This window comes from Paenibacillus sp. PSB04 (genome assembly GCF_025809195.1).
GTDB classification, from domain to species: domain Bacteria; phylum Bacillota; class Bacilli; order Paenibacillales; family Paenibacillaceae; genus Paenibacillus_AQ; species Paenibacillus_AQ favisporus.
In genome coordinates this window covers 1,355,001-1,377,638 of the sequence record NZ_CP081301.1, presented here as the reverse complement: position 1 = coordinate 1,377,638, position 22,638 = coordinate 1,355,001, and the positions used below count along the sequence as shown (strand labels likewise).

Sequence of the window (22,638 nt, the reverse complement as noted above, 5' to 3'; positions counted from 1 at the left end):
GCTCTCCTTTCCTTGAACCCCAATTGTAAACTTAAGCGCCTTCCTCGATCACTTCTTCTTCACTGGCAGCGCGTTCATATTCCGCCAGGACGGCCGTTTGAATCTTCTCCCGGGTGCCGGAAGAGATTGGGTGGGCAATGTCGCGGAATTCTCCATCCGGAGTGCGTTTGCTCGGCATAGCAACGAACATTCCATTGTTTCCATCGATGACCCGAATGTCATGAACAACAAATTCGTTATCAATGGTAATGGATGCGATTGCTTTCATTCTCCCCTCGGAGTTAACGCGGCGGAGTCTGACATCCGTAATTTGCATGTGTGTGTTCACCACCTTTTTCCATCAGAGACTTGGTGTATAATTCCACACAGCATGCGCGAAATCCTCTTTTTTAAGTTAACAAAATGTCCTAAAATCAGGAATTTTTTTATAAGAATGTGAGTGTCGACAGACTTCGGAACTATTCGCCGATAAAATATTTTTATCGACAAAATCCGCAGGCCTCTTCAACGTTAAGACGGGTCAAAATAATTCCCCGGGCTCACAAATATTTCTTTCGTCTTTGGATCGACCGCCGTCAGTGTCGCCAGGGACACATAATCGTGCAGGAGCCGCTCCTCTGATTCCACCGCTCCCGACTCGACCAATACGCCTACGCCTGCGACTTCGGCATCAAATTCGGCCAGCAGATCTACCATGCCCTGGATGGTGCCGCCTGCCTTCATAAAATCGTCCACGATCAGAACGCGCGACTTTTCCTTCAGCGCCCGCCGCGAAAGGGACATCGTGTGGATGCTCTTATGCGACCCCGACACGTAATTGATGCTCACGGCAGATCCTTCCGTAACCTGGTGGTCCCGGCGCACGAGAACAACCGGCAGGTTCAGCTGGGCCCCGGTGGCATAAGCCAGCGGAATCCCTTTGGTCTCCACGGTCATGACCACGTCGATGTCCTTGCCGGAGAATGCAGTGGCAAAAATTTTTCCCGCCTCGTTCATAAGAGAAGGCTGTCCCAGTAAATCGGACATGTACAAATACCCGCCAGGCAGAATCCGGTCCTTCTGCTGAAGCTGGGAACAAAGATCGTTCGCAAACACCAGCGCCTGCTCCTTCGGCATTTTCGGAATATATTTCACGCCTCCGGCGGCCCCGGCCAGCGTCAGCAGGTCCCCGATGCCTTCCTCCTCAAACACTTCCTTGATAATAACCAAATCTTCGCTGATCGAAGACTTGGCGGCTCCGTATCTATCGGCAAATGTGGTGAGCGGGATCAATGTATGCGGTCTGGACAAAAGATACTGCGTCATCTCCACCAAACGCGCGCTTCGCTTTAATTTTTTCACGAAATACTCCTCGCTATCGCTGTATTCATCGGAATCTAAAGCAAAATCACCCAGAAAATCCGAATATTATAGTAAGAATATATCATTTTTGTACGGATTTGTACAACATGGTTGGCGAAGTTAGGTCAATAGGCGCACCGCATACACTTCTTTGCAAAAGCCCCGCAGCCCGTTATAGATTCGTGCCACCTTCGATTCCTTGTACACCAGGCCGAATACGGTCGGCCCGCTGCCCGACATCAAAGCCCCGTCTGCGCCAAGACGCAGCATCCCTTCCTTCAGCTGCTGCACTTCGGGATGCAGCCTCAGCGTCACATCCTCCAGCACGTTCCCCAGGCGGCTGCATACGCCATGAAAGTCTCCCGCTTCGATCGCACGGATCATGCCTTGGGCCGATGGATGCTCCTTGACCTGCGCCGCTCTGAATTTGCCGTAGACCTCCGCGGTCGATACGTTAATCGGCGGTTTGGCCAAAATCACCCAGCACTGCAGCGGATTCGCCACAGGCGTCAGCTTTTCACCCCGCCCTGTCGCCAGAGCGGTACCTCCAGTCACGCAGAACGGAACATCCGATCCGAGCTCCGCACCCAGCTTCTGCAGCTCCTCTATCGGAATGTTCAAATCCCACAGCCGGTTCAGACCACGCAGAGTGGCGGCGGCGTCGCTGCTTCCTCCGGCCAGACCTGCTGCTACGGGGATCTTCTTATCCAGATGGATATGCACACCGCTCTTGACGTCGTACCGGTCCTTAATCAGCCTTGCGGCCTGAAACGCCAAATTCTTCTCATCCAACGGTATGTATCCCGCCTGGCTTGAAATAATAATCGTATCCCGGGGCAAAGCCGACATCTCCAGCCGGTCCGCCAGGTCGACCATCGTCATAACCATTTCCACCTCATGGTACCCGTCTGGCCGTTTATGTAATACATCCAGCATCAAATTGATTTTGGCCGGTGCTTTTTCGTAAATTTTCAAGGCGTTCACCCACCCTCAAGATTCCCTCTATCTGGATTGACACAAGCCGCTTCGAATCCTTGGGCTCAATCCGAAACCTGGATTGCACCTCAAGCATTTTTTCTCTTGGGCTCAATCCAGAAATCTGGAATGAACCTCAAGCATTTTTTTCTCTTGGGTTCAATCCAGAAATCTGCAACTTCAAATCATTATATCAAACTGAACCAGTCAAGTCATTTTCCGTTTACAGACAAAGGGCGGAGCGGACACAGCCTTAATTCAAAAACGGAGAACCTCCCGCTTGGGAGGCCTCCGCCGGCATTGCTGGTGTGAATCAGGATTTACGTGCGGCGGCCTGTTCGGCAAGCTGGATCGCTCTTTTTACCATGTTGCCCGCATCCTTCGCCTTAATACCTCCCCAGCCTTCCTGCTGGACAGTTTCGTAAAATCCCAAATCCTTAGCCAACTCATTCTTCAGCTCATCCGACATGACACTGCGGCGTCTGCGGCTCATGAACATCCTCCTTTGGTTCCATCGGAATTAGGCTGCTGCCATAAGTATTATCCCGCTCCCGGCCGCTCCTCATTCCATATCCCCCTGCCAACTAAAAACAGCCCTCCATCAGGAAGGCTGTTTTGTCATTAAAGTTACGCTTTCTCCAACTCGATCCGGGTGCCGGTATTATCATCGCAAATAATAACCTCCACGGATTCCGTAAGAATATCGGCATAGCTGTATGAAACACGTTTAAAGGTTTGATGCTCTTGATCCAATTTCACAATAAAAACAGATGGGTACGTTTCTTCCAAAACACCAGTACGCTCGACGGTCTTGCGACGACCACCGTTAGCCCGAAGCGAAATCTTCTGACCCACGTGAGCTTCGAGATTGCGTTTGATTTCCAACAGCGTATTTTTAGCCATTGTCGACGACCACCTCTTTCCTTGTCCATTATAACTCGAAAAGAGAGTTTTGTCAAATCAAAACAATAATTATATCAGCATCAATTTTATGTTGTCAACGAATTTTTTTGCGGAACCCCAGCTCATTTCTGCTTACACCCGGATAACAACAAAAAACCGCAATCCGCCGGCAGATTACGGTTCCTGCATTTCGTTATACTGTCAGGTCAAGAGCTTTGCATGGCATTTCCGGACATGTTAAATGGCCGACGGCGTCACTTTAAGCTTGGTTAAGTCGTTCAGCCGGGGCAGGCCGATCCGGTAGCTCCCGCGGGTTTCAATGCCCCCGACGCCCTGCGTGCCGCTGATCGTATTGTGAAGCACATCCGTCATATTGATCGTATCTCTAACCGATGTAAACGACGCCTTGGCGGCAACATATACCGGATCCAGGGCATGAATCAAAATGCGCCCCGGGGAGCTGGCAAAGTTGGCTCCGGCCTGCAGCAGCGCCTCAAAGTGCGACTGGCATGCGCCGGCGATAATCGTCATCTGATCGTAATGGCGCTCAAACTGGCGCGCGACCTGAATCGCCCTGACGAAGTTTTGCGAGTTTTTATAGCTGTTCAAGCTGTACAAATCATGATTCTGGCGATGCTTCAGTACGCCGTCATGTCCCGTGATCACCACGATATCCGGCCGGACCCGAGGCAGCAGCCGGTACAAGGCGTCCGCCATCCCGGCCTCATTCACATAATGGCCCTCGGCCGGAACCCGGAGCTGCTCATACAGGCTCAGGCTCTTTTTCAAATAATTCGGATCTCCATCCAGATGAAGCACCTTCCCGGGGACTTCGAAATAAGCCGGCTCAGCTGTTCCCCATTCCCCGCTTCCGCTCAAGGTGGCCTGATTCCGCTGGGTCTGCTCCTGACGGTGACGTTTCAGTAAACTGAGCGACTCGTTTGCTCTAATATTTGCTTTCTCGGTTTTTTCGCTTACCGGCGCATAAGGGACCCTTACCAGATCATCGAGCGGAGAATCCGCCAGAAGTCTGAACTCCGTTCCCTTAATCACCGCTTCGTCCCTGCGCAAATCCTCGACGCGGAACGCGATATCGCCGCCGTAGGATCTGCGCACGACCAGGTCTCCAATATTCATGAACATCACCCCTACCCCATGGTATGGGCGAATCCCCCTATTGGTTCATCTTTTGTTTAATTTAAGCCGATGCCTTCCTTCCGCAGCAGGTTGCTTAGCACGGCATATTCCTCAATGCTGAGCGTCTCACCTCGGCGGGACGGGTCGATTCCTGCTGCCTGCAGCAGCTGATCCAGACGCTCCCGTCCCTCATTGGGGAAGAAGCGGCTCTTCAGATTGTTTGATATCGTCTTCCGCCGCTGAGCGAACGATGCTTGTACCACCTCGAAGAAATGCCGCTCATCGTCAACCACAACCGGCGGCTGTTCCCGCACGGCCAGACGGATCACTGCCGATTCCACGTTCGGCTGTGGAATGAATACCGTCTTCGGCACGATACACACCAGCTCCGGCACGCTGTAATACTGCACGGCAATGCTCAGGCTGCCGTAATCCTTCGTGCCCGGCCGGGCGGCCATCCGGTCCGCCACCTCCTTCTGGATCATCACGACGATGTTCTCCAACGGGAGCCGCTCCTCCAGCAGCTTCATCAAGATCGGCGTCGTCACATAGTACGGAAGGTTGGCCACGACGCTGACTTTGGATACGCCGGCAAAATTGCTCTTAAACAACGCAGCGAGGTCCGTCTTCAGTACATCCCCATGATGTACCTTTACGCCGGGGTATGGGGCGAGAACCTCCTCGAGGATCGGAATCAGCCTCTGGTCGATCTCAACCGCCGTGACGGCCCCTGCCTGCTGGGCCAGCTTTTCGGTCAGGGCGCCGATACCAGGACCGATCTCCAGGGCACCCTTGGTGGAATCAAGTCCGGCCGCGTCCACGATTTTATTTAAAATATTTTGGTCGATCAAAAAATTTTGCCCCAGGCTCTTCTTGAATGAAAAGCCGTGGCGCTGGATGATTTCTTTGGTTCGCCTTGGTGTGGCGATGTCGTCCATGCCGTTCACGTTGTCCGGCCTCCTTCATCTTCGATACGGGCAAGCGCATCCGCGAATTCTTCGCGGGATATTTGAAATATGGCGAGTCGCTTATAAAATTGCTTGCCGTTGCAGTAGCCGATACCGAGGAGGTTGCCCATCGCCATCCGCCGGGCGGCGGCATCCGGGTGCACCAGCAGCCCCGCCTCCATCAGGTCCTCCATGTCGATCTGGCTTTCCGCCCCCTCATAAGAGGTGTGAACCCGCTCCAAGGCTCTGCGGATCGCCGCAGGCGAGGCGTTCTCCACACCGATATCCCCCTTGCGGGTTGCATCGGCCTCCGGGATAAACGCATGCTTGCAGCCAGGCACCTTGGCCGAAATGATTTTGCGGATTCTTTCGCCGGCGTGATCCGGGTCCGTCAGCACAATGACCCCCCGCCGCTCCTGAGCCAGCGCGATCCGCTGGAGTATACGCGCATTGATGGCGGAGCCGCCCGTCTCGATCGTATCGGCATCCACCGCCCGCTTCACGGCCACGGTATCATCCCGGCCTTCCACCACAATGACTTCTTTAATCATGATTTCCTGTCTTCCTTTCGAGTACATTATACCCGTCAATGCCGCCGGACAGCCAAGTCCCTGCAAGTGGCATAAACCGTGATGCCTGTTCAGGTACTTTGCGGGGTCCCGGTATAGACAAACTGCTGTAAATTAACAACAAAAAGAAGAGGAAAGCTCCTCTTCTTTAGCATGACATTTTCATGATCATAATACTATAACATTAGAATGGCAAAGTAAAACGAAATTAGTTCAGCTCCGGTTTGACCGGACCGATCACGTATACCTTAAGGCCGGATTTACGGCCAAAGTTGCGTGCCTGCTGGACGGAATCGTAGTATATATCGATTTTATTTCCCTTAATGGCTCCGCCTGTGTCTTCCGCACGACGGAAGCCAACACCTTCAATGTAAACCCACCATCCCAAAGGAATGACGCTTGGATCAACCGCAATCGTGCGGCCTTCCGTGACGCGTGTTCCTGTGGCGGTGCGTGTGCCGACTCCGGACTCGCCAGACGAATAAGCGGTCATGGAGACTTTGATCAGCTTCTTGTAGGAAAAGTCAACGCCGGCCTTGCTGACCCGGTTGTTACTGCTGCTGCTGCTGACCTTCTTCACCTTGGCAGGGGTAGAAGAAGCTTTGGCAACGGCTGTTTTGACTTCGGTCACTACGGGAACAGGCTTTTTCTTCGTGCCGACGGCAATGACCTTATCTTTGGTCACCGTCTGCACTTTTTTGCCCACCATTTTCATGGACACCAGCTTGCCGTCTTTGTACTTCTTCTCGATGTACTGCACCATCACGCCAGGAGATCCCTGCTGAATCACCCGCGACTCGCCTTTGTAAATGCTGGGGTCGGAGGTTTTGACCACCCGGAAGGGGAGGGATTCATGACGCTGTACCACTTGTTTGTTCATCCGGACGATCCGGATGTCCGTGTTGGTGGAGACCGCCGTTTCGACAGCCGGAGTGACAATGTCTGTTTCCTTGACTTTGACGCCGGTTTCTTTCAGCACGTCGCCGACCGTTTTGGCCGTTGTATACAAATGCTTCGTTGCACCATCAGCCGTCACCTTCACAGGACTCGCGCGGTCGATCACGACCTTGTCGCCGTCGGATATAGCCCCGCTCAGCGGCATCGATATTTGGTCCTCGGGTTTCAGACTGATTTCCTGCTCATCCAGCATTTCTTGAAGTAAAGATGTATTGGTCTGTACAGATTTCATTTGACCGTCTACTACCAAATAAACTTGTTTTCGCGATTGACTGTACACGAGCAGCAAGATCATCAGGGTAACCGCGATTGAAACGATAGCTGCAGTGGAGATCTGGCGCAAATTCTCATGCTTCCATCGCAATGCGTAAGACATGCTGGAGATTTTTGAATCATGGGTCTTCTCTGGTTGGAAAACGCCCACTTTCTCGATCCTCCTTCATAGCCTCGCCGTCTAGAGTTATGCATGATTGTATTTGACGCGACTATACTCAATTTTTTACAAGAACCCACAGAAAGCATGCGTTCTTGCACCATGAACCAATCTCTCCATCATGATTTGTCACCTCCTGTTATACAACAGTATGATGACTGCCTCTCCTTTATTCAAAACAAAAGAAGCCGATAGAAAAGAGCTTACGAGGACTCTTTCGTGGCTTCCGGATGTCAGAATATCGGAATTGTCATGCACGAGGGTACCTCTCTTTATCCGCTTACGGGGTTAGCTGTCGGGTTCGGGCGAAAGAGAGCCGCCCTATTCGCGTCCTTACGCTCATGGCGTAAAGCCGTTCAATTCACCCCAGAGACCCAAAAAAGAAATCAAATACGTTTGCGAGCACCGGACCGCTTCCGGTCTGTCATGCCCCGCTCCAGTATTGGTTCCCCCGTTCTCCCATGCGGAAGACTCAGCGAGACTGGTTCATGAAGCTGCGAAGGTAAGACCTTAACGACAGCTCAATGATTCACTGAAAAGATGATATCCTGTTTTGATGCATGTTGTAAAGCGGTAATCAACCACGTTTATTTGAAAAAGTGGTTAAAAAAATGTAATATTCGGCGTTTTGTTTGTTAAAATTCTTTAATCATTCGCTCATGCTCATTTTTTCGGCTGTTTTTCTCCCGATTTCACACAATTCCAAATCGTTCCAGCCCATTTTGGGTGGTAATCTGGGCAATTTCCTCCAGGTCAACCCCCTTAATCTGGGCTGCCGCTTCAGCGACCAGACGGACGTTTGCCGACTCGTTTCTCTTCCCTCGGAAAGGGTGCGGCGTGAGATAAGGAGAGTCCGTTTCGATGAGCAGCCTGTCCATCGGAACCTGAGCCAGGACCTCTTTGGGGACTCTGGCATTCTTGAACGTAATAGGTCCGCCAAACGAAAGATGGAAGCCCATATTCAGGCATAGCTTCGCGGTTTCCCAGCTCCCCGAGAACGAATGCATGACACCGCCGACCTCGCCGGCCTTCTCTTCCCGTAATATTTTCACAATATCCTCATGGGCGTCCCGGTTATGTATAACAATCGGCATGTTGAGCTCTCGGGCCAGTCCAATTTGCTGGCGGAGGACCCGGTGCTGCACATCCTTTGGCGAGGTATCCCAGTAGTAATCCAGACCAATTTCACCGATGGCCACCACCTTGGGATGACTGCATAAGGATGCAATCCACTCCAGATCGCCTTCCTGCATAAAAACGGCGTCCTGCGGATGCCAGCCTATGGCCGCATATATAAAATCATACGTTTCCACCAGCTTCATCGTCGATGGAATCGTCTCCCGGTTAAAACCAACGTTGATCATCCGGGTTACACCGGCTTGTACGGCATTATCAATGACCCGCTCCCGGTCCTCGTCGAATTGTTGCGCATCCAGATGGGTGTGCGTGTCGAACAGTTCCATGAATTTGAACTCCTTTCTTGTCGGTACCACAGGTTCCTTTTCGTACGGTATTTTGTCATTAAAGCTTGAAAATGCGGGAAATCGAAGGAGAAAGATCGGTTATCGCCTTTTCCAGTTTATCTTCCGGATAATACAAGTGATATTTCCCGCGGTGAATGCCGCTGATGGAACGGACAATATCCGACACCTCGGATATTTCCCGCAGCTGCTCCTGGCGGTCGAGCAGCAGGATCTGTTTCTGGCTCGACTCGTCACCCGGACGAAATACATCGTAAGGAAGATCGGTCGGAAAATCAATCTCCAGATCATATTCCGGGTTCATTCCGGCTTGTCCAAACTCCCGGCGGATTTCATCGATCATTTCCAAATCGACGGAGTCCATTTCTACATATTTATACAGTTTGCGGTGCATAAATCGGGTACACAGCTCACTGAGTATGCGGTCGTCCTCATAGGACCACTGGAGGAAGGCCGTTTGAATCAGCGCCTCGTCCAGCTTCAGATAAGCCTGCACGTCCAGTTTGTCTTCAAAGAGCTGAGGCAGCGGCTCGACCATAAAGCCAAATGGATAACCATCCTGGTACAGCTCCTTGGCCCGCCGGAAAATTTGGCGCAAAATAATTTCTGAACTGCGGGTTACCGGATGGAAGTAGACCTGCCAGTACATCTGGTACCTGGACATTAAATAATCCTCCACGGCATGCATCCCGGACTCTTTGACCACCACTCTCCCCTGGTAAGGACGAAGCATCCGCAGAATACGGTCAATATCAATCGTACCGTAGTTCACCCCGGTGTAATAGGCATCCCGAAGCAGGTAATCCATCCGGTCGGCATCCAAGGGGCTAGAAACGAGGTTCACCACAATCGGTTTATCATAGGTCTTCGCGATGACGGCGGATACCTTGTTCGGGAAGTCCGGGGCAATCTCGCTCAGAATATCATTCACTTCCGTATCTCCGGTGACAATCCGGCGCGTCCAGTCTTCATGATTCATATGAAAGGCCTCTTCAATCGAATGAGAAAAGGGGCCGTGTCCCAGGTCGTGCAGCAGCGCCGCACACAGCGTCAGCAGCCTCTCTTCTTTCGGCCAATCCGGATAGCCGCTGCGCTCAAATTGCGAAATAATCCGCCGTGTAATCTCATATACCCCTAAAGAATGGGAGAAACGGCTGTGCTCCGCTCCATGAAACGTCAAATACGAGGTTCCAAGCTGCCGGATCCGCCGCAAGCGCTGAAATTCGGTCGTATTAATAAGCCTCCAAATCGTGGAGTCCTGGACGTGAATATAATTGTGAACCGGATCTTTAAAGACTTTTTCCTCACTTAGTGGGTTCATGTTCAGGTCAACTCCATTCATTTTGTGAAATTCGGGTTGTTAAGTGTTTTAATTTTGAAATATTTTTGACAATTGATGTCGATACATGTCGAAATAAGCAGAATTAAGGTTTTCCAAATCGACATTATACTACCAAGGCGATATAATTGGAAAAGAATCCTGATATGAGTGATTTCCTAGCTGTTATGCTATTTGTAAGGTTATTGAACCAAATTTACTGGTTGACTGTTTTGGGAATCGTTGGTATTATTGATATCATTAAAGAGAGAACGTTGTCGAATTATGACATTTTAAAACTATGGCGAGAGGAGCAATGATCAGTTATGATGAAATCAACTGGTATTGTAAGAAAGGTAGACGAACTGGGTCGGGTAGTTATCCCCATTGAACTGCGCCGTACCTTGGGCATTGGAGAGAAAGACGCACTTGAGATTTACGTGGACGGAGAACGTATTATGCTCAAGAAATACGAACCGGCCTGCATCTTCTGCGGCAATGCCGAGAATGTTACTTACTTCAAAGGAAAAATTGTTTGTCACGATTGCATATCAGAAATCCCAACACCTGTGACAAATTAAGATTTTTAGTATATAATAAGAGTAATTCAAATTGTTAATTCTAACCTTTTTCATATCTCCTTGGTGTCTCCTCGGCTTAGAACCCGGCCGTGGGAGGCATTTTTTTTGATTGAAGACGATATGACCGCTCCAAGGAGAAGAGGAGCAGCCGTACGACGCGTCCTACCCCGGCTGCTTCCATTTTGCCACAAATTACCTAACTTCGGAAAAACTTTCATCCCTATAAAAGGCGACTGTCTTTTCAAAAATGTGGTTTACCCACCTAATCTCTCTCTTCTACCTACTGCTCCCTCACCACTGCATTCGTTTACAATAGTGCGTTATACACATCTCTTTTGGAAACACCACGGTCGGCGGCTGCCTTCTTCATGGCGTCTTTCCTTGGCAACCCTTCCCCTTCGTAATGCTGCACATGCTCTTCCACGGTCAGCTCCTGCCACCAAGCATCCCGCTGCTTCTGCTCCTCCTTCGGATCCGCGCCTTCCAGTACGAGGCAGTATTCGCCAATCGGAGCATGCTCCTCCAGATACTCGAGGCATTCTTCAATGGTTCCCCTGACAAACTCCTCATATCGCTTGGTCAGCTCACGGGCGAGCACAATTCTCCGATTGCCGAGAATTTCAAGGATGGCCTTGAGTGTCTTCATTACCCGATGAGGCGATTCGTAAAACAGCAGCGTTCCGGATGCCGCCTGCAGCGGCTCCAGCACCGCTTGAATCTCTTTGCGTTCCCGGGGAAGAAAACCGATAAACGTAAATCGCTCGGTCGGAAGTCCCGACACGATCAGGGAGGATAACGCAGCATTGGCACCCGGGACCGGAATAACGGAAATTCCTTGTTCCAACGCCAGCTGGACGAGGTCGGCCCCGGGGTCGGAAATCGCCGGCAGACCGGCATCGCTGACAAGAGCCAAATTTTTTCCTTCTATTATATAGCGTATTAATTCGGGTCCGCTTGCCGCCTTATTATGCTCATGATAGCTGAACAACATCGACGGGGAAATGTCGAAATGGGTGAGCAGCTTGCGCGTCTGCCTTGTATCCTCTGCGGCGATGATGTCACAGGCCTTTAGCGTGTTTACCGCCCGAAACGTCATGTCCTCCAAATTGCCGATGGGCGTGGCCACCAGGTATAACGAACCCGGCGCGCCCTCTTCTTTTTCCTGAAAACTGCTTTGTATGCTCAGACTCATTCTTTTCCCTCTTTAGCTCCATAATAAATATCCAGAATTTCGGGGCAGTAGCTGTTATTCTCATTATATACAATGAGCGGCGGCAGCAACCGCACCTCCGGCTTGCCTTCCCTCATTGCCTCGACCAGCACCATATTTGCCTCCAAGTGGGCCCTCGGATGAACAAAGCGAATCCGTTTCGGCTCCAGCCGATGCTGCCGCATCAGTGATATAATGTCTGCAAGCCGCTGCGGCTTATGAACCATGCTGACTTTCCCTCCGGGCTTGACCAATCTGAAGCAGGTCTGAATAACCTCTTCCAGGGTGCAGCTGATTTCATGGCGGGCGATCGCCTGGTGAGGATTCAGCTTGATATCGCTGCCGTTCAGCGGCATATAGGGCGGATTGACTGTAATGGCGTCATATACGCCGTGCCCGGTCTCCTTGTGCAGCTCCCGCAAATCGCCTTCGCGGATGAGAACCCGGTCATTCAAGCCGTTCAGCTCCACGCTCCGCCGGGCCATGTCCGCCAGACGGGGCTGAATTTCAATACCTTCGATGGCCGCCGCAGTACGGGTGGTGAGCAGCATCGGAATGACACCGTTGCCCGTACACAGGTCGAGCACTCTCCCCTTGGCCGGAATTCCCGCGAAGCGTGCCAGAAGTACCGCATCCATGGAAAAGCTGAACACTTCGTCGCTTTGGATAATATGCAAATCATGCGTCAGCAGATCGTCGAGACGTTCCGTCGGCCGCAGGCTTACCTGTGATTTATCAATTTTCATTCTTCATTTTCCTTCTCTGCAGCATAGGGTAACCTTCCTTGGTACTTTACATAAAACCATTGTAAACCATAAAAACATTGAAAAAAAACCGTAGGGAGTTATCCTACGGCTTCATTTATTCAGAAAAGACAGGCAGAAAAGGCAATCGCCTTCTGTGCGCAAATGTCCATAATAGACGTTGCATATATGGAAACCTTCGTGATACAGCCTCGCGAGGTTGTCGTATCCTTCCCCCACCACGTCCTCGATCTCATGCTCCTGCTCTGCTGTGGCATGGGCCGGTTGTGGCAGCGGGGATCCTTCCTCCGGTATGGCTCCTTTTAATATTTTGCGCAGCTGCTCATTCTCCAGGCTCAGGCGGTTGTTTTCCTCCAGCAGCTCTTTGATGAGAAGCTTCATTTCACCCAGATCACTGTGAACCTGCTCCATTTGTGTTTCCATCTCTTGAATGTGTGCAAAAATATTTTTCTTTTCCAAGTTTCCACCCCGAAAGTAACCTCTACGGTTTACTTGATGACAACATCATCCAATGGCAGTTCCTTGACCTTGCTGATTTCAAACAGCTGGACATGGACGCTTCGGCTGCCGGCATTGATACCGACCACTTTGCCTTCTCCCAACGATGTGATGACGATTTTGCCTACTGATGGCAGCTCTTCCTTCACACTTTCATAATTATCATGCTCATATTTCAGACAGCACATGAGTCTTCCGCACAAGCCGGAAATTTTGGTCGGATTCAGCGACAAGCTCTGGTCTTTAGCCATCTTGATGGATACAGGCTCGAAATCGCCGAGCCAGGACGAACAGCAAAGGATGCGACCGCATGGGCCGATACCGCCCAGCATCTTGGCTTCGTCACGCACACCAATTTGTCTAAGCTCGATCCGCGTCCGGAAAATACCGGCCAGATCCTTGACGAGCTCGCGAAAATCCACTCTTCCCTCAGCCGTAAAATAAAATATAATTTTATTTCGGTCAAACGTAAATTCCACATCCACCAGCTTCATCTTGAGGCCGTGATCGCGGATTTTATTTAAACAGGTGGCAAAAGCATCCTTGGCGGCCTGCTTGTTCTCTTCCACAACCCGTGCGTCAGAATCACCGGCGATCCGGATGACCTTCTTCAGCGGGAGGACCACATCGGATTCCTGCACCTCTTTTTTTCCAACGACAACCTTGCCGTATTCGATACCGCGCGCCGTTTCGACGATAACGCTGTTATCCTTCTCAATCGGGAAATCGAGCGGATCGAAATAATAAATTTTGCCCGCCTTTTTAAAACGGACACCCACTACACTGTACAAAAACTAACCCCCTTATATGCCAGAGACCATTGGCTAGCCTTGAAGCTATCCTTCCAAACCGATTAAAAACTGTTCAAGACAGAGTTGGCTATTCACATTGTAGCGCAATTTCTTCCTGCATTCTGCGGCTAAATCCATATAGGAGACCCATTGTGCCGTGCTGCGGGTTAAAGCATGTGTAGACAAAAAGTCCAACTGATCTATGAAAACGATACTTTCGTGCTTACCGTACTGGACGTGAAGCATATCTTTGAACCACAAATGAAACAAATTAAGCAGTGTATCCAAGTGATCGGATAACCCGGCTTTGAACACCTTCTGCCCTGCGGTCACCAGAGCGGAGCTGCCGCGGCCTAGAGCTTCCTTCCCTAATTGTAACACTACGTTTCTAATTTCTGCAAACCAATTCTGCTCCATCAGCTCGCGGCATCCGTCCAGTCCCGACGATAGGTGAACGGCGCATCTGGCAAGCGGTGAAGGGTATCCTTCATCCACCAGCGTCTGCAGCATCAACCCGGGGCTGAGCGGGGTAAAAGGCACCAGCTGGGCGCGCGACTGAATCGTTGGGAGCAGAGCCTGTCCATTCTCCGTAATCAAAATCGCCACGGCCGGAATGGGCGGCTCCTCCAGAAACTTCAGCAGGCTATTGGCCGCCTGCACGGTCATCGTATCAGCCTGGTCGATAATATATACCTTCGGATTCTTTGATTCCGAGCGATAGGAAAAGACCCGCTGTAAGTCGCGGATCTGGTCGATTTTGATAGACGATCCATCCGGAGCAAGGAGATGAAGATCGGGGTGATTGCCGTGTTCCACTTTGCGGCATTCGAGGCATTGTCCGCAGGCGTCGTCCTCAAGCGTAGTACAGAAGAGTGCTTGGGCAAACGTCCGGGCCGTCTTCATCTGTCCGCTCCCCGCTGGACCGCTGAATATATAAGCATGGCTGACGGAGTTTCGGCGAAGGGCGTTTTGCAGCATTTGCTTTGCCGCATCCTGACCCGCAATATCTGCAAAAGACATATTTCCTCTCTTCCCAATATCGATGGACCGGAAGACGGATCGCCTGGCCGGCGCATCGATGTTACAATACGGCATTCTATCTATACCTATAGTTTATCATGTACGATGGGCTTTACCTATTCCTATTTCTTCTAATCTGTCAGAACATCAAATTGATCAGCATACCGCGGATTTCCCCAATCCGCTGCAGCAGCTCGATTTTCCCCTGTTCGCTCTCCAGCATATCGTCGGCCAGTCCCAAAAGGGCTGAGTCGATTTCATCAATCAGATTGTAGCGCTTGCCCCGGCCCCTGCGGTCCCAGCCACGAGCTTCCTTCATCCGGACTCCACGGCGGACCGTATCCTCCAGAAACCGTTTGACCAGCATACGGTAGGCCTTCAACTCGCGGATCGTCATCGATCTAGCAAGGCGGTCTCCCTGCATCTGAATCTCTTTAAACCGGCGGTCAAGCTCCTCCTGCGAAACCTTCTCGCCGTGCTGCTGCATGATATCGGAAAACGATTTGGGCTGAATCTGCTTCGCATTGCCCTCGTTAATCTGCAAATCGCTCTTTAGGGGTCTGAACCCCGGATTAATCTTCAATGGATATCTCCTGCCTTAAAAATGTTCGAAACGGTCAACCGGCAGAACGAACACGGTAGCACCGCCGACTTGAACCTCTACGGGGAGCGGCAAATATGAATCGGTCGTACCGCTCATCGGGGTTACGGGAGTGACGAGCTGTTCCCGAACCTTACAGCTGCTGCGGATGACGTTCATCACGGCTTCAACCTGGCTGTCATCCACCCCGATCATAAATGTGGTGTTACCTGCCCGCAAGAACCCGCCGGTACTCGCCAGTTTCGTCGCCCGGAAGTTCGCCTTGACCAGACCTGCCGACAAACGGTTGCTGTCCTTATCCTGTACAATCGCAACGATCAGTTTCATCTTGCATTCCCTCCTCGCTTATTTAGACCTGCCCATCCATATAGATTGAACCAAAGTAAGATGTAATAATCTTTTAAACTAACATTGATGTCCACATTTGCATCATTAATTTAGTTCATTCTATATAGCTGCAGGCTGCTACTGTACTTATTTGACAAAGATCCTCAAAAATCCTTTAAAATCGCTCCTGAAGCACACGGATGATATCCTGTTCCACGGCAGACTGCTCTTTGGAAGCATCAATGACGACGATGCGCTCCGGATAACGGGATGCGATGATATGATAACCTTCCCGTACCTTCTGATGAAAAGATAAACCTTCAAGATCCAGGCGGTTGACCTCGCGTCCCTGATTTGCCGCAATCCGCTGCAGTCCGGTCTCCGGCTCGATATCCAAATAAAAGGTGAGATCCGGCATCCGGTCATGAATGGCGAATTGATTAATGGCCCACACTTCATCCATGCCAAGTCCGCGGGCATATCCTTGATAAACCAGGCTGCTGTCGACGAATCGGTCGCAGATCACCGTGAGGCCTTTCTCCAGGGCAGGCTCCACCTTTTCAGCAAGGTGCTGTCTTCTTGAAGCAGCATACAGAAGCGCTTCGGTTCGGGCATCCATGGCCGTATGGGACGGATTCAATATAATTTCCCGAATCTTCTCGGCAATTTCAATACCTCCCGGCTCTCGGGTCATCATATAGGGGATGGCGAGCCGGTTAAAATATTCACCAATTTTTCCGATCACGGTTGTCTTCCCGGACCCTTCGCCTCCTTCCAGCGTAATAAATGCTCCTGGACCAGTCATAAATGGCTTCCCTGCTTTCTGTTTTTCTTATATACAATAATAGTTCGTAGATTCGGATCTGCCGCCCCCTGGCACTTCGCTCCCGCATTGGACAGGACGCGAAGCCTTGCTGCCGTATCCTCGGTGATCCGCTCTCCCGGATACAGTAACGGGATTCCCGGAGGATACGGAATAATCATTTCTGCGGCGGTTCTGTCCGCGCACTCCCGAAGAGAGACCGTTTCGGTATCTTCAGCAGGTATGGGCTGCAGGCCGAATGGAATAGGCTCTGAGACGGTGGCCTGGGCTAAAATGTTCCACGTGGAAAATTCGGCAGGGCTGCCTTGCGTCTTGGGCAGGCTGGACGCTCCCGTTAGACTTGAATCTTTTTCCGCCTCCGTCTGAACGGAATGGCGGCTTTCAACTGCCGGTGAGGCATCTGCTGAGTTCTGGGCGTCCGCCTTCTCTACAGTTATATGCCGGAGGGCATCCAGAAGGTGACGGGTGTCTTCCTCGGTGGACCCCAAGCTATATACCAAGACCACGTATCGGTCATCGCTCATCTCCGGTACGCAGCCATACGCCTCAAGCCGCTCCTGCAGCTCATATCCGCTCAGGACGCCGGTGTCGTCATACATGACGACCTTGAAGGGGTCCTGCGTGGTGTATGCGGCTGCCGGAGGGCGGATGGCCGCCTGCGCAGTGCTGCCCGCCGATGCGGCGCCGGCGGCGTCTTGGGGCTGCTGCCCCTGCGGGTGCAGCAGCTTGAAGCGCGGCAGCTCCGCCAGGCCGCGCACCAGGGCCTCCACGGCGGCGAGCCCCGCCGTGAAGGCGCCGGCGCCCTGCACATGCAGCAGGCGCCGGGCCAGGTCCAGCGAGCCCATAATCGGGTACGATGGGCTCGAGCTCTGCACCATGGCGAGCCGCTGGCGGAGCAGGCCGCGGTCAATCCGCGGCCCTTGGACGTGCAGCATGGCTCCCATGGTGAGCGCGGCCAGCATTTTGTGCGTCGACTGTACGACGCCGTCTGCTCCGCTGGCCAAGGCACTTCCGGGCAGCCGCGGATGCTGCCCGTAATGGGCGCCGTGCGCCTCGTCCACCAGCAGCGGTACCCCGTGCTGGTGGCACGCCTTCGCAAGCGGCGCCAAGTCGCTGCCCATGCCGTAATAGTTCGGCATGGTGACCAGCACGCCCTTGGCCTGCGGATAGGCGGCCAGGGCGGCGGTGACGGTCTCTGCGGACGGGGCTACTGCCAGTCCGCTGACCGGATCGGGCTCCGGCTGGATAAAGACCGCCTTCGCCCCCGCCAGCATCAGTCCATGGATCACCGATTTATGGACATTCCGCTGGACGATCAGCAGATCCCCCGGCTTGCTGCAGACCGTCAGAATCAGCGCTATATTTCCGGATGTGCTCCCGCCGACCAGGAAGAAGCTCTCCTCGGCTCCAAAACAATCCGCCGCCAGCGCTTGCGCCTCCCGAATCACACCCTCCGGGTGATGCAGATCGTCTGTCCCTGTGATTTCGGTCAAATCCGCCTGCAGCACATCCTGCAGAAATCCGGCTCCCCCGGACTCGGTATAGGCCCGTCCTTTTTTATGTCCGGGTACATGAAATGAAGAATAGGCTTTATCTTTCATCTCCTGCATCATCTCATATACAGGTGCACGTTCCTTGTTCACATGTTGCTTTTTCATCCCCAGCCATAATCCCTTCCGGTTTCAATCTCTACCCTATTTTATCGCATATTGAATCATCCGGCTAACGGTCACCGTATAAAGTCACTAGAAATAGTGGGGCATTTACTTAGATAAATGCACAATTTACACAACCGCTTGAAAAGAAATGTCTACCAACGTACATTCGTGGTAGCCAGGCCAGATGTATCAATTGTTTCTCTTGCGAACCAGGGGCGGCTGAGTCTCCGCTGCTTTTACGTGCTTATAACCTTTTTCTATGCAAAAAAGGGACAGCTTCCCGCTGTCCCCCTGTACAAAATACCTGCTTACGCGTTGGTCTGTAAATTGATTTGTCTCATCTGATGGATAAAATAATGGTATTTGGCGTCTTCGGCATTTGTATGCACCATTTCACATTCGCACTCTTCGCAAATAAATTGTGATATAATGGTGATTCCTTCTTCTTTGACTTGCCCGCAAATAATACAGACGTGTTCGGTTTGATTTTCCATCAACCATCCCACCTTATTTCATTAATTACTATCAAGTATGACTCATTTTCTATTATTTTAAACCTTTTCATAGTGGTTTCATATCCCCCTTTGATTCCTTACATACATATTCCCCGCAATCCCCGCGAGTGTCTGTACAGGAATTTTAAAAAAAGTCTTTCAATCAGCCGATATATGAATTAAAGACCTCTAGGAGGTGGAGCGTTCTCCATGCCGGATGAGAATCACGTTAATGCAACCTTTTACCACTATAAATTAATCAAAAAAATACCGGTTTCCCGGCTGCTCGTGCGCCTATATTTGCTTCTTCCCTACATAGCTGTGATTTCATTCATGATCGTCATTTCCTGGACCAGCTGCTTCTATTTTGTTCTCACCGCACCGGTTATGCTGTGGATTCATTATGTTATCTCCCGATCGGTTCTGCTGTTATCAGGAACACCGTTTCGTAAACGATGGAAGTTTTCGCTGCGGCTGCCATGGCTCGGGTATATCACCGATCAACATATCAGCTACCGCCTGTTTCGGAAAGTCTATATCTATATCACTGGATTTGGCCTGCTCCTGCTGGCTGTGATCATGTTTTGGTCACCGGTTCCCTTCACACTGTCCTTGCTGTTCTGGCATCTCTGGTTCCTGCTTCCGCAATATTATGCTTTTCTTCGTTTATTGAAGCAGCGTAAAGACGGCATGATTAAACTGAACGCACAGGACATCTCCTATTATCAGCAGTAGCCACTCGTCATCATTATGATGAACTTGAAGTCCCCTCTTACACAGAGGGGACTTTGGCTTGCACGCATAATTAAAAAACCCGCATCCTTGGATGCAGGTCACTATAAATCGGTATCCACACTTTCAACTGTCGCCTTACCCTTAGTTAAAACGGTCACCGTAAAATAATCTTTATGAATGGTTAAGTTAATTACCCGGCTTTGCTTCTCAAAAACGTGCGAGTTCCCTTCGGCCTCCTCCGTTTTTTCCTTCCAGCCCCACTCTTTAATCTTATTCAAGTAAGCTTCCGGAATCTGTTCATCTTCTTTGAGGCCTTTCATCGAGTAGCGTACATAGTCTAATTTAGAATTACCGGATGTCCGATCAGTACGGTTCGCTTCCTTCGGCACCGGAAAGGTTTTATCGTTCGCAGCTCCTTCAAAGGATGTCCACGAGGGCTCACTTTTCATGCAGCCGGTAAGCAGCAAACAGACGACTCCAAACACAAGAAGAGCATGCAGCCACGGTCTATTGAGCATGTATGTCCTCCTTATATCGCAAAAGTAATAATTATTCAGTTTTCTTAGGCACCCCCAAACATGTACATACATATTATACTGACTACTTCTGCCCTGTCGGTAACAAAAATGTTACTTCGTTTGGAGAGTATACAAACCTTATGCATGATAGCGAATAGGCAGCTGCGGTGTCTCGATCTTTTTTAATGACAAAAGATTCATAAACCCATATCATGTCCATCCCGATCCTATGTTCTCAAGACTTCCCTAACGGCCAATTTTATCATGCTGTCTAGTCTACAGGATGTATTCCATGAATAAAAAATTCAATCCTTCTTGTTAATGAATACGATAGGATCTGTATTTCATAACCCATTTTCTCTCATACACACAATTAAAAACAAAAAAACCACCGTTGATATTCATCAACAGTGGTCCTTCGCTTGGCAACGTCCTACTCTCCCAGGACCCTTCGGTCCAAGTACCATCGGCGCTGGAGGGCTTAACGGTCGTGTTCGGGATGGGTACGCGTGGAACCCCTCCGCTATCGCCACCAAACGTTCAAGTGTTTGATCACTTGAAAACTAGATACGAAACGAATCTACATTTTATATTTATTGGATAAGCCCTCGACCGATTAGTATTGGTCAGCTCCATGCATTGCTGCACTTCCACCTCCAACCTATCTACCTCGTCGTCTACAAGGGGTCTTACATACTGGGAAATCTCATCTTGAGGGGGGCTTCACGCTTAGATGCTTTCAGCGCTTATCCCGTCCGTACGTAGCTACCCAGCCATGCTCCTGGCGGAACAACTGGTGCACCAGCGGTACGTCCATCCCGGTCCTCTCGTACTAAGGACAGCTCCTCTCAAATTTCCTACGCCCACGACAGATAGGGACCGAACTGTCTCACGACGTTCTGAACCCAGCTCGCGTACCGCTTTAATGGGCGAACAGCCCAACCCTTGGGACCTACTTCAGCCCCAGGATGCGATGAGCCGACATCGAGGTGCCAAACCTCCCCGTCGATGTGGACTCTTGGGGGAGATAAGCCTGTTATCCCCAGGGTAGCTTTTATCCGTTGAGCGATGGCCCTTCCATGCGGTACCACCGGATCACTAAGCCCGACTTTCGTCCCTGCTCGACTTGTAGGTCTCGCAGTCAAGCTCCCTTCTGCCTTTGCACTCTTCGAATGATTTCCAACCATTCTGAGGGAACCTTGGGGCGCCTCCGTTACTCTTTAGGAGGCGACCGCCCCAGTCAAACTGCCCACCTGACACTGTCCCCATACCGGATCACGGTACCAGGTTAGAACCTAGATACGATCAGGGTGGTATCCCAACGGCGCCTCCACCCAAGCTGGCGCTCAGGTTTCAAAGGCTCCCACCTATCCTGTACAGATCGTACCCAAATCCAATATCAAGCTGCAGTAAAGCTCCATGGGGTCTTTCCGTCTTGTCGCGGGTAACCTGCATCTTCACAGGTATTAAAATTTCACCGGATCTCTCGTTGAGACAGCGCCCAAGTCGTTACGCCATTCGTGCGGGTCAGAATTTACCTGACAAGGAATTTCGCTACCTTAGGACCGTTATAGTTACGGCCGCCGTTTACTGGGGCTTCGGTTCACAGCTTCGGGATTACTCCCTAACCGCTCCCCTTAACCTTCCAGCACCGGGCAGGCGTCAGCCCGTATACTTCGCCTTGCGGCTTCGCACAGACCTGTGTTTTTGCTAAACAGTCGCTTGGGCCTTTTCACTGCGGCCCCCTCGTGCTATTCACACTACCGGGGCACCCCTTCTCCCGAAGTTACGGGGTCATTTTGCCGAGTTCCTTAACGAGAGTTCTTCCGCGCGCCTTAGAATTCTCTTCTCGCCTACCTGTGTCGGTTTGCGGTACGGGCACCTTCACCTGGTTAGAGGCTTTTCTTGGCAGTGTGAGATCATGACCTTCGGTACTATAATTTTCCCTCCCCGTCACAGCCCAGCCTTAAAGTGTGCGGATTTGCCTACACACCAGCCTCACTGCTTGGACGAGCATCCATCAGCTCGCGTCACTACCCTCCTGCGTCACCCCATCACTCATAACGGTTTACGGTGGTACAGGAATTTCAACCTGTTGTCCTTCGATTACGCCTGTCGGCCTCACCTTAGGTCCCGACTTACCCTGAGCGGACGAGCCTTCCTCAGGAAACCTTGGGCTTTCGGCGGATCAGATTCTCACTGATCTTTTCGTTACTCATACCGGCATTCTCACTTGTATACGCTCCAGCACTCCTTACGGTATACCTTCAACGCTGTATACAACGCTCCCCTACCCCTGATGCAAGCATCAAGCCATAGCTTCGGTGGTGTGTTTAGCCCCGTTACATTTTCGGCGCAGAGTCACTCGACCAGTGAGCTATTACGCACTCTTTCAATGGTGGCTGCTTCTAAGCCAACATCCTGGTTGTCTGTGCAACTCCACATCCTTTCCCACTTAACACACACTTGGGGACCTTAGCTGATGGTCTGGGCTGTTTCCCTTTTGACAATGGATCTTAGCACTCACTGTCTGACTCCCGGTCGATCAGTCGATGGC

24 protein-coding genes, 2 rRNA genes and 1 riboswitch (1 of these 27 cut by a window edge) are annotated in these 22,638 nt (G+C 51.2%); of the genes, 2 read left to right on the top strand and 24 right to left on the bottom strand.

The window, feature by feature from the left end:
• Window positions 1-31: 31 nt before the first annotated feature.
• The 11 genes from spoVG to K2F33_RS06635 all read right to left on the bottom strand — a co-directional run bounded on the left by spoVG (window position 32) and on the right by K2F33_RS06635 (window position 10,064).
• Window positions 32-316, bottom strand: a complete 285-nt coding sequence (gene spoVG, locus K2F33_RS06685) for a septation regulator SpoVG (RefSeq protein ID WP_076176659.1) — start codon at window positions 314-316, stop codon at window positions 32-34.
• Between the two features lie 194 nt (window positions 317-510).
• Window positions 511-1,341, bottom strand: a complete 831-nt coding sequence (gene purR / locus K2F33_RS06680; protein ID WP_076176658.1) for a pur operon repressor — start codon at window positions 1,339-1,341, stop codon at window positions 511-513.
• Between the two features lie 120 nt (window positions 1,342-1,461).
• Window positions 1,462-2,316 carry a 4-(cytidine 5'-diphospho)-2-C-methyl-D-erythritol kinase gene (ispE, locus tag K2F33_RS06675; RefSeq protein WP_263881291.1) on the bottom strand — a complete coding sequence of 285 codons (855 nt, stop codon included), beginning with the start codon at window positions 2,314-2,316 and terminating at the stop codon, window positions 1,462-1,464.
• Window positions 2,317-2,629: 313 nt separating this feature from the next.
• Window positions 2,630-2,809 carry a small, acid-soluble spore protein, alpha/beta type gene (locus K2F33_RS06670; RefSeq protein WP_076176656.1) on the bottom strand — a complete coding sequence of 60 codons (180 nt, stop codon included), beginning with the start codon at window positions 2,807-2,809 and terminating at the stop codon, window positions 2,630-2,632.
• A 134-nt stretch (window positions 2,810-2,943) separates the two neighbouring features.
• Window positions 2,944-3,219, bottom strand: coding sequence for a biofilm formation stimulator Veg (gene veg / locus K2F33_RS06665; protein WP_076176655.1), 276 nt, complete (start codon window positions 3,217-3,219; stop codon window positions 2,944-2,946).
• 237 nt (window positions 3,220-3,456) lie between these two features.
• The gene (gene yabG, locus K2F33_RS06660; RefSeq protein WP_076176699.1) at window positions 3,457-4,356 is read right to left on the bottom strand and encodes a sporulation peptidase YabG; all 900 of its coding nucleotides are present in this window, start codon (window positions 4,354-4,356) and stop codon (window positions 3,457-3,459) included.
• Window positions 4,357-4,412: 56 nt separating this feature from the next.
• Window positions 4,413-5,303 carry a 16S rRNA (adenine(1518)-N(6)/adenine(1519)-N(6))-dimethyltransferase RsmA gene (gene rsmA / locus K2F33_RS06655; protein WP_076176654.1) on the bottom strand — a complete coding sequence of 297 codons (891 nt, stop codon included), beginning with the start codon at window positions 5,301-5,303 and terminating at the stop codon, window positions 4,413-4,415.
• Entirely contained in the window at window positions 5,300-5,854 is a 555-nt protein-coding gene (rnmV, locus tag K2F33_RS06650) for a ribonuclease M5 (RefSeq protein WP_076176653.1), read from the bottom strand. The genes rsmA and rnmV overlap by 4 nt, the downstream gene beginning before the upstream one ends.
• A 226-nt stretch (window positions 5,855-6,080) precedes the next feature.
• Window positions 6,081-7,253 (bottom strand): resuscitation-promoting factor, encoded by a 1,173-nt coding sequence (locus K2F33_RS06645; protein ID WP_263881290.1) that lies wholly within the window; start codon window positions 7,251-7,253, stop codon window positions 6,081-6,083.
• 270 nt (window positions 7,254-7,523) lie between these two features.
• A riboswitch (cyclic di-AMP (ydaO/yuaA leader) is annotated at window positions 7,524-7,750 on the bottom strand.
• Between the two features lie 204 nt (window positions 7,751-7,954).
• Window positions 7,955-8,725, bottom strand: a complete 771-nt coding sequence (locus K2F33_RS06640; RefSeq protein WP_116234472.1) for a TatD family hydrolase — start codon at window positions 8,723-8,725, stop codon at window positions 7,955-7,957.
• Window positions 8,726-8,783: 58 nt separating this feature from the next.
• Window positions 8,784-10,064, bottom strand: coding sequence for an HD domain-containing protein (locus tag K2F33_RS06635; protein WP_263881289.1), 1,281 nt, complete (start codon window positions 10,062-10,064; stop codon window positions 8,784-8,786).
• A 323-nt stretch (window positions 10,065-10,387) separates the two neighbouring features.
• Between K2F33_RS06635 and K2F33_RS06630 the strand changes: the two genes are divergently transcribed.
• A complete protein-coding gene (locus K2F33_RS06630) occupies window positions 10,388-10,642 on the top strand; it encodes an AbrB/MazE/SpoVT family DNA-binding domain-containing protein (protein WP_036712714.1) in 255 nt (84 codons plus the stop codon).
• 307 nt (window positions 10,643-10,949) lie between these two features.
• Here K2F33_RS06630 and rsmI read toward each other — a convergent pair whose 3' ends face one another.
• The 10 genes from rsmI to K2F33_RS06580 form a co-directional block, all read right to left on the bottom strand.
• A complete protein-coding gene (gene rsmI / locus K2F33_RS06625; RefSeq protein WP_263881288.1) occupies window positions 10,950-11,834 on the bottom strand; it encodes a 16S rRNA (cytidine(1402)-2'-O)-methyltransferase in 885 nt (294 codons plus the stop codon).
• Window positions 11,831-12,598 (bottom strand): tRNA1(Val) (adenine(37)-N6)-methyltransferase, encoded by a 768-nt coding sequence (locus K2F33_RS06620; protein WP_076176648.1) that lies wholly within the window; start codon window positions 12,596-12,598, stop codon window positions 11,831-11,833. The genes rsmI and K2F33_RS06620 overlap by 4 nt, the downstream gene beginning before the upstream one ends.
• 111 nt (window positions 12,599-12,709) lie before the next feature.
• The gene (yabA, locus tag K2F33_RS06615; protein ID WP_076176647.1) at window positions 12,710-13,075 is read right to left on the bottom strand and encodes a DNA replication initiation control protein YabA; all 366 of its coding nucleotides are present in this window, start codon (window positions 13,073-13,075) and stop codon (window positions 12,710-12,712) included.
• A 29-nt stretch (window positions 13,076-13,104) separates the two neighbouring features.
• Window positions 13,105-13,905, bottom strand: coding sequence for a PSP1 domain-containing protein (locus K2F33_RS06610; protein ID WP_076176646.1), 801 nt, complete (start codon window positions 13,903-13,905; stop codon window positions 13,105-13,107).
• Window positions 13,906-13,950: 45 nt separating this feature from the next.
• A complete protein-coding gene (gene holB / locus K2F33_RS06605) occupies window positions 13,951-14,925 on the bottom strand; it encodes a DNA polymerase III subunit delta' (RefSeq protein WP_105442445.1) in 975 nt (324 codons plus the stop codon).
• A gap of 139 nt (window positions 14,926-15,064) precedes the next feature.
• Window positions 15,065-15,508, bottom strand: coding sequence for a YaaR family protein (locus tag K2F33_RS06600; RefSeq protein WP_076176644.1), 444 nt, complete (start codon window positions 15,506-15,508; stop codon window positions 15,065-15,067).
• Between the two features lie 15 nt (window positions 15,509-15,523).
• On the bottom strand, window positions 15,524-15,853 hold the full coding sequence (locus K2F33_RS06595; RefSeq protein WP_036712689.1) for a cyclic-di-AMP receptor: 330 nt from the start codon (window positions 15,851-15,853) through the stop codon (window positions 15,524-15,526).
• Between the two features lie 175 nt (window positions 15,854-16,028).
• Entirely contained in the window at window positions 16,029-16,658 is a 630-nt protein-coding gene (tmk, locus tag K2F33_RS06590) for a dTMP kinase (RefSeq protein WP_076176643.1), read from the bottom strand.
• The gene (locus K2F33_RS06585) at window positions 16,655-18,334 is read right to left on the bottom strand and encodes an aminotransferase class I/II-fold pyridoxal phosphate-dependent enzyme (protein WP_412973968.1); all 1,680 of its coding nucleotides are present in this window, start codon (window positions 18,332-18,334) and stop codon (window positions 16,655-16,657) included. Before K2F33_RS06585 ends, tmk begins: the two co-directional genes overlap by 4 nt.
• Before the next feature lie 308 nt (window positions 18,335-18,642).
• Window positions 18,643-18,828 (bottom strand): sigma factor G inhibitor Gin, encoded by a 186-nt coding sequence (locus tag K2F33_RS06580; RefSeq protein ID WP_076176641.1) that lies wholly within the window; start codon window positions 18,826-18,828, stop codon window positions 18,643-18,645.
• 210 nt (window positions 18,829-19,038) lie between these two features.
• Here K2F33_RS06580 and K2F33_RS06575 point away from each other — a divergent pair, with 210 nt between their 5' ends.
• A complete protein-coding gene (locus tag K2F33_RS06575; RefSeq protein ID WP_263881287.1) occupies window positions 19,039-19,563 on the top strand; it encodes a hypothetical protein in 525 nt (174 codons plus the stop codon).
• A 101-nt stretch (window positions 19,564-19,664) separates the two neighbouring features.
• Here the strand turns inward: K2F33_RS06575 and K2F33_RS06570 are convergent, their stop codons facing one another.
• From K2F33_RS06570 to K2F33_RS06560, 3 genes are all read right to left on the bottom strand, one after another.
• Window positions 19,665-20,081, bottom strand: coding sequence for a hypothetical protein (locus K2F33_RS06570; RefSeq protein ID WP_076176639.1), 417 nt, complete (start codon window positions 20,079-20,081; stop codon window positions 19,665-19,667).
• Between the two features lie 420 nt (window positions 20,082-20,501).
• Window positions 20,502-20,618, bottom strand: a 5S ribosomal RNA gene (gene rrf / locus K2F33_RS06565).
• 59 nt (window positions 20,619-20,677) lie between these two features.
• Window positions 20,678-22,638: ribosomal RNA gene (locus K2F33_RS06560) — 23S ribosomal RNA — on the bottom strand; it runs 967 nt beyond the window's last position.

What these genes read in the sequence shown, in the direction of transcription:
- spoVG (WP_076176659.1), bottom strand. Translation starts at nt 316, where the DNA reads ATGCAAATTACGGATGTCAGACTCCGCCGCGTTAACTCCGAGGGGAGA.
- K2F33_RS06670 (WP_076176656.1), bottom strand. Translation starts at nt 2,809, where the DNA reads ATGAGCCGCAGACGCCGCAGTGTCATGTCGGATGAGCTGAAGAATGAG.
- veg (WP_076176655.1), bottom strand. Translation starts at nt 3,219, where the DNA reads ATGGCTAAAAATACGCTGTTGGAAATCAAACGCAATCTCGAAGCTCAC.
- yabG (WP_076176699.1), bottom strand. Translation starts at nt 4,356, where the DNA reads ATGAATATTGGAGACCTGGTCGTGCGCAGATCCTACGGCGGCGATATC.
- rnmV (WP_076176653.1), bottom strand. Translation starts at nt 5,854, where the DNA reads ATGATTAAAGAAGTCATTGTGGTGGAAGGCCGGGATGATACCGTGGCC.
- K2F33_RS06640 (WP_116234472.1), bottom strand. Translation starts at nt 8,725, where the DNA reads ATGGAACTGTTCGACACGCACACCCATCTGGATGCGCAACAATTCGAC.
- K2F33_RS06635 (WP_263881289.1), bottom strand. Translation starts at nt 10,064, where the DNA reads ATGAACCCACTAAGTGAGGAAAAAGTCTTTAAAGATCCGGTTCACAAT.
- K2F33_RS06630 (WP_036712714.1), top strand. Translation starts at nt 10,388, where the DNA reads ATGATGAAATCAACTGGTATTGTAAGAAAGGTAGACGAACTGGGTCGG.
- rsmI (WP_263881288.1), bottom strand. Translation starts at nt 11,834, where the DNA reads ATGAGTCTGAGCATACAAAGCAGTTTTCAGGAAAAAGAAGAGGGCGCG.
- K2F33_RS06620 (WP_076176648.1), bottom strand. Translation starts at nt 12,598, where the DNA reads ATGAAAATTGATAAATCACAGGTAAGCCTGCGGCCGACGGAACGTCTC.
- holB (WP_105442445.1), bottom strand. Translation starts at nt 14,925, where the DNA reads ATGTCTTTTGCAGATATTGCGGGTCAGGATGCGGCAAAGCAAATGCTG.
- K2F33_RS06595 (WP_036712689.1), bottom strand. Translation starts at nt 15,853, where the DNA reads ATGAAACTGATCGTTGCGATTGTACAGGATAAGGACAGCAACCGTTTG.
- tmk (WP_076176643.1), bottom strand. Translation starts at nt 16,658, where the DNA reads ATGACTGGTCCAGGAGCATTTATTACGCTGGAAGGAGGCGAAGGGTCC.
- K2F33_RS06585 (WP_412973968.1), bottom strand. Translation starts at nt 18,334, where the DNA reads ATGAAAAAGCAACATGTGAACAAGGAACGTGCACCTGTATATGAGATG.
- K2F33_RS06580 (WP_076176641.1), bottom strand. Translation starts at nt 18,828, where the DNA reads ATGGAAAATCAAACCGAACACGTCTGTATTATTTGCGGGCAAGTCAAA.
- K2F33_RS06575 (WP_263881287.1), top strand. Translation starts at nt 19,039, where the DNA reads ATGCCGGATGAGAATCACGTTAATGCAACCTTTTACCACTATAAATTA.
- K2F33_RS06570 (WP_076176639.1), bottom strand. Translation starts at nt 20,081, where the DNA reads ATGCTCAATAGACCGTGGCTGCATGCTCTTCTTGTGTTTGGAGTCGTC.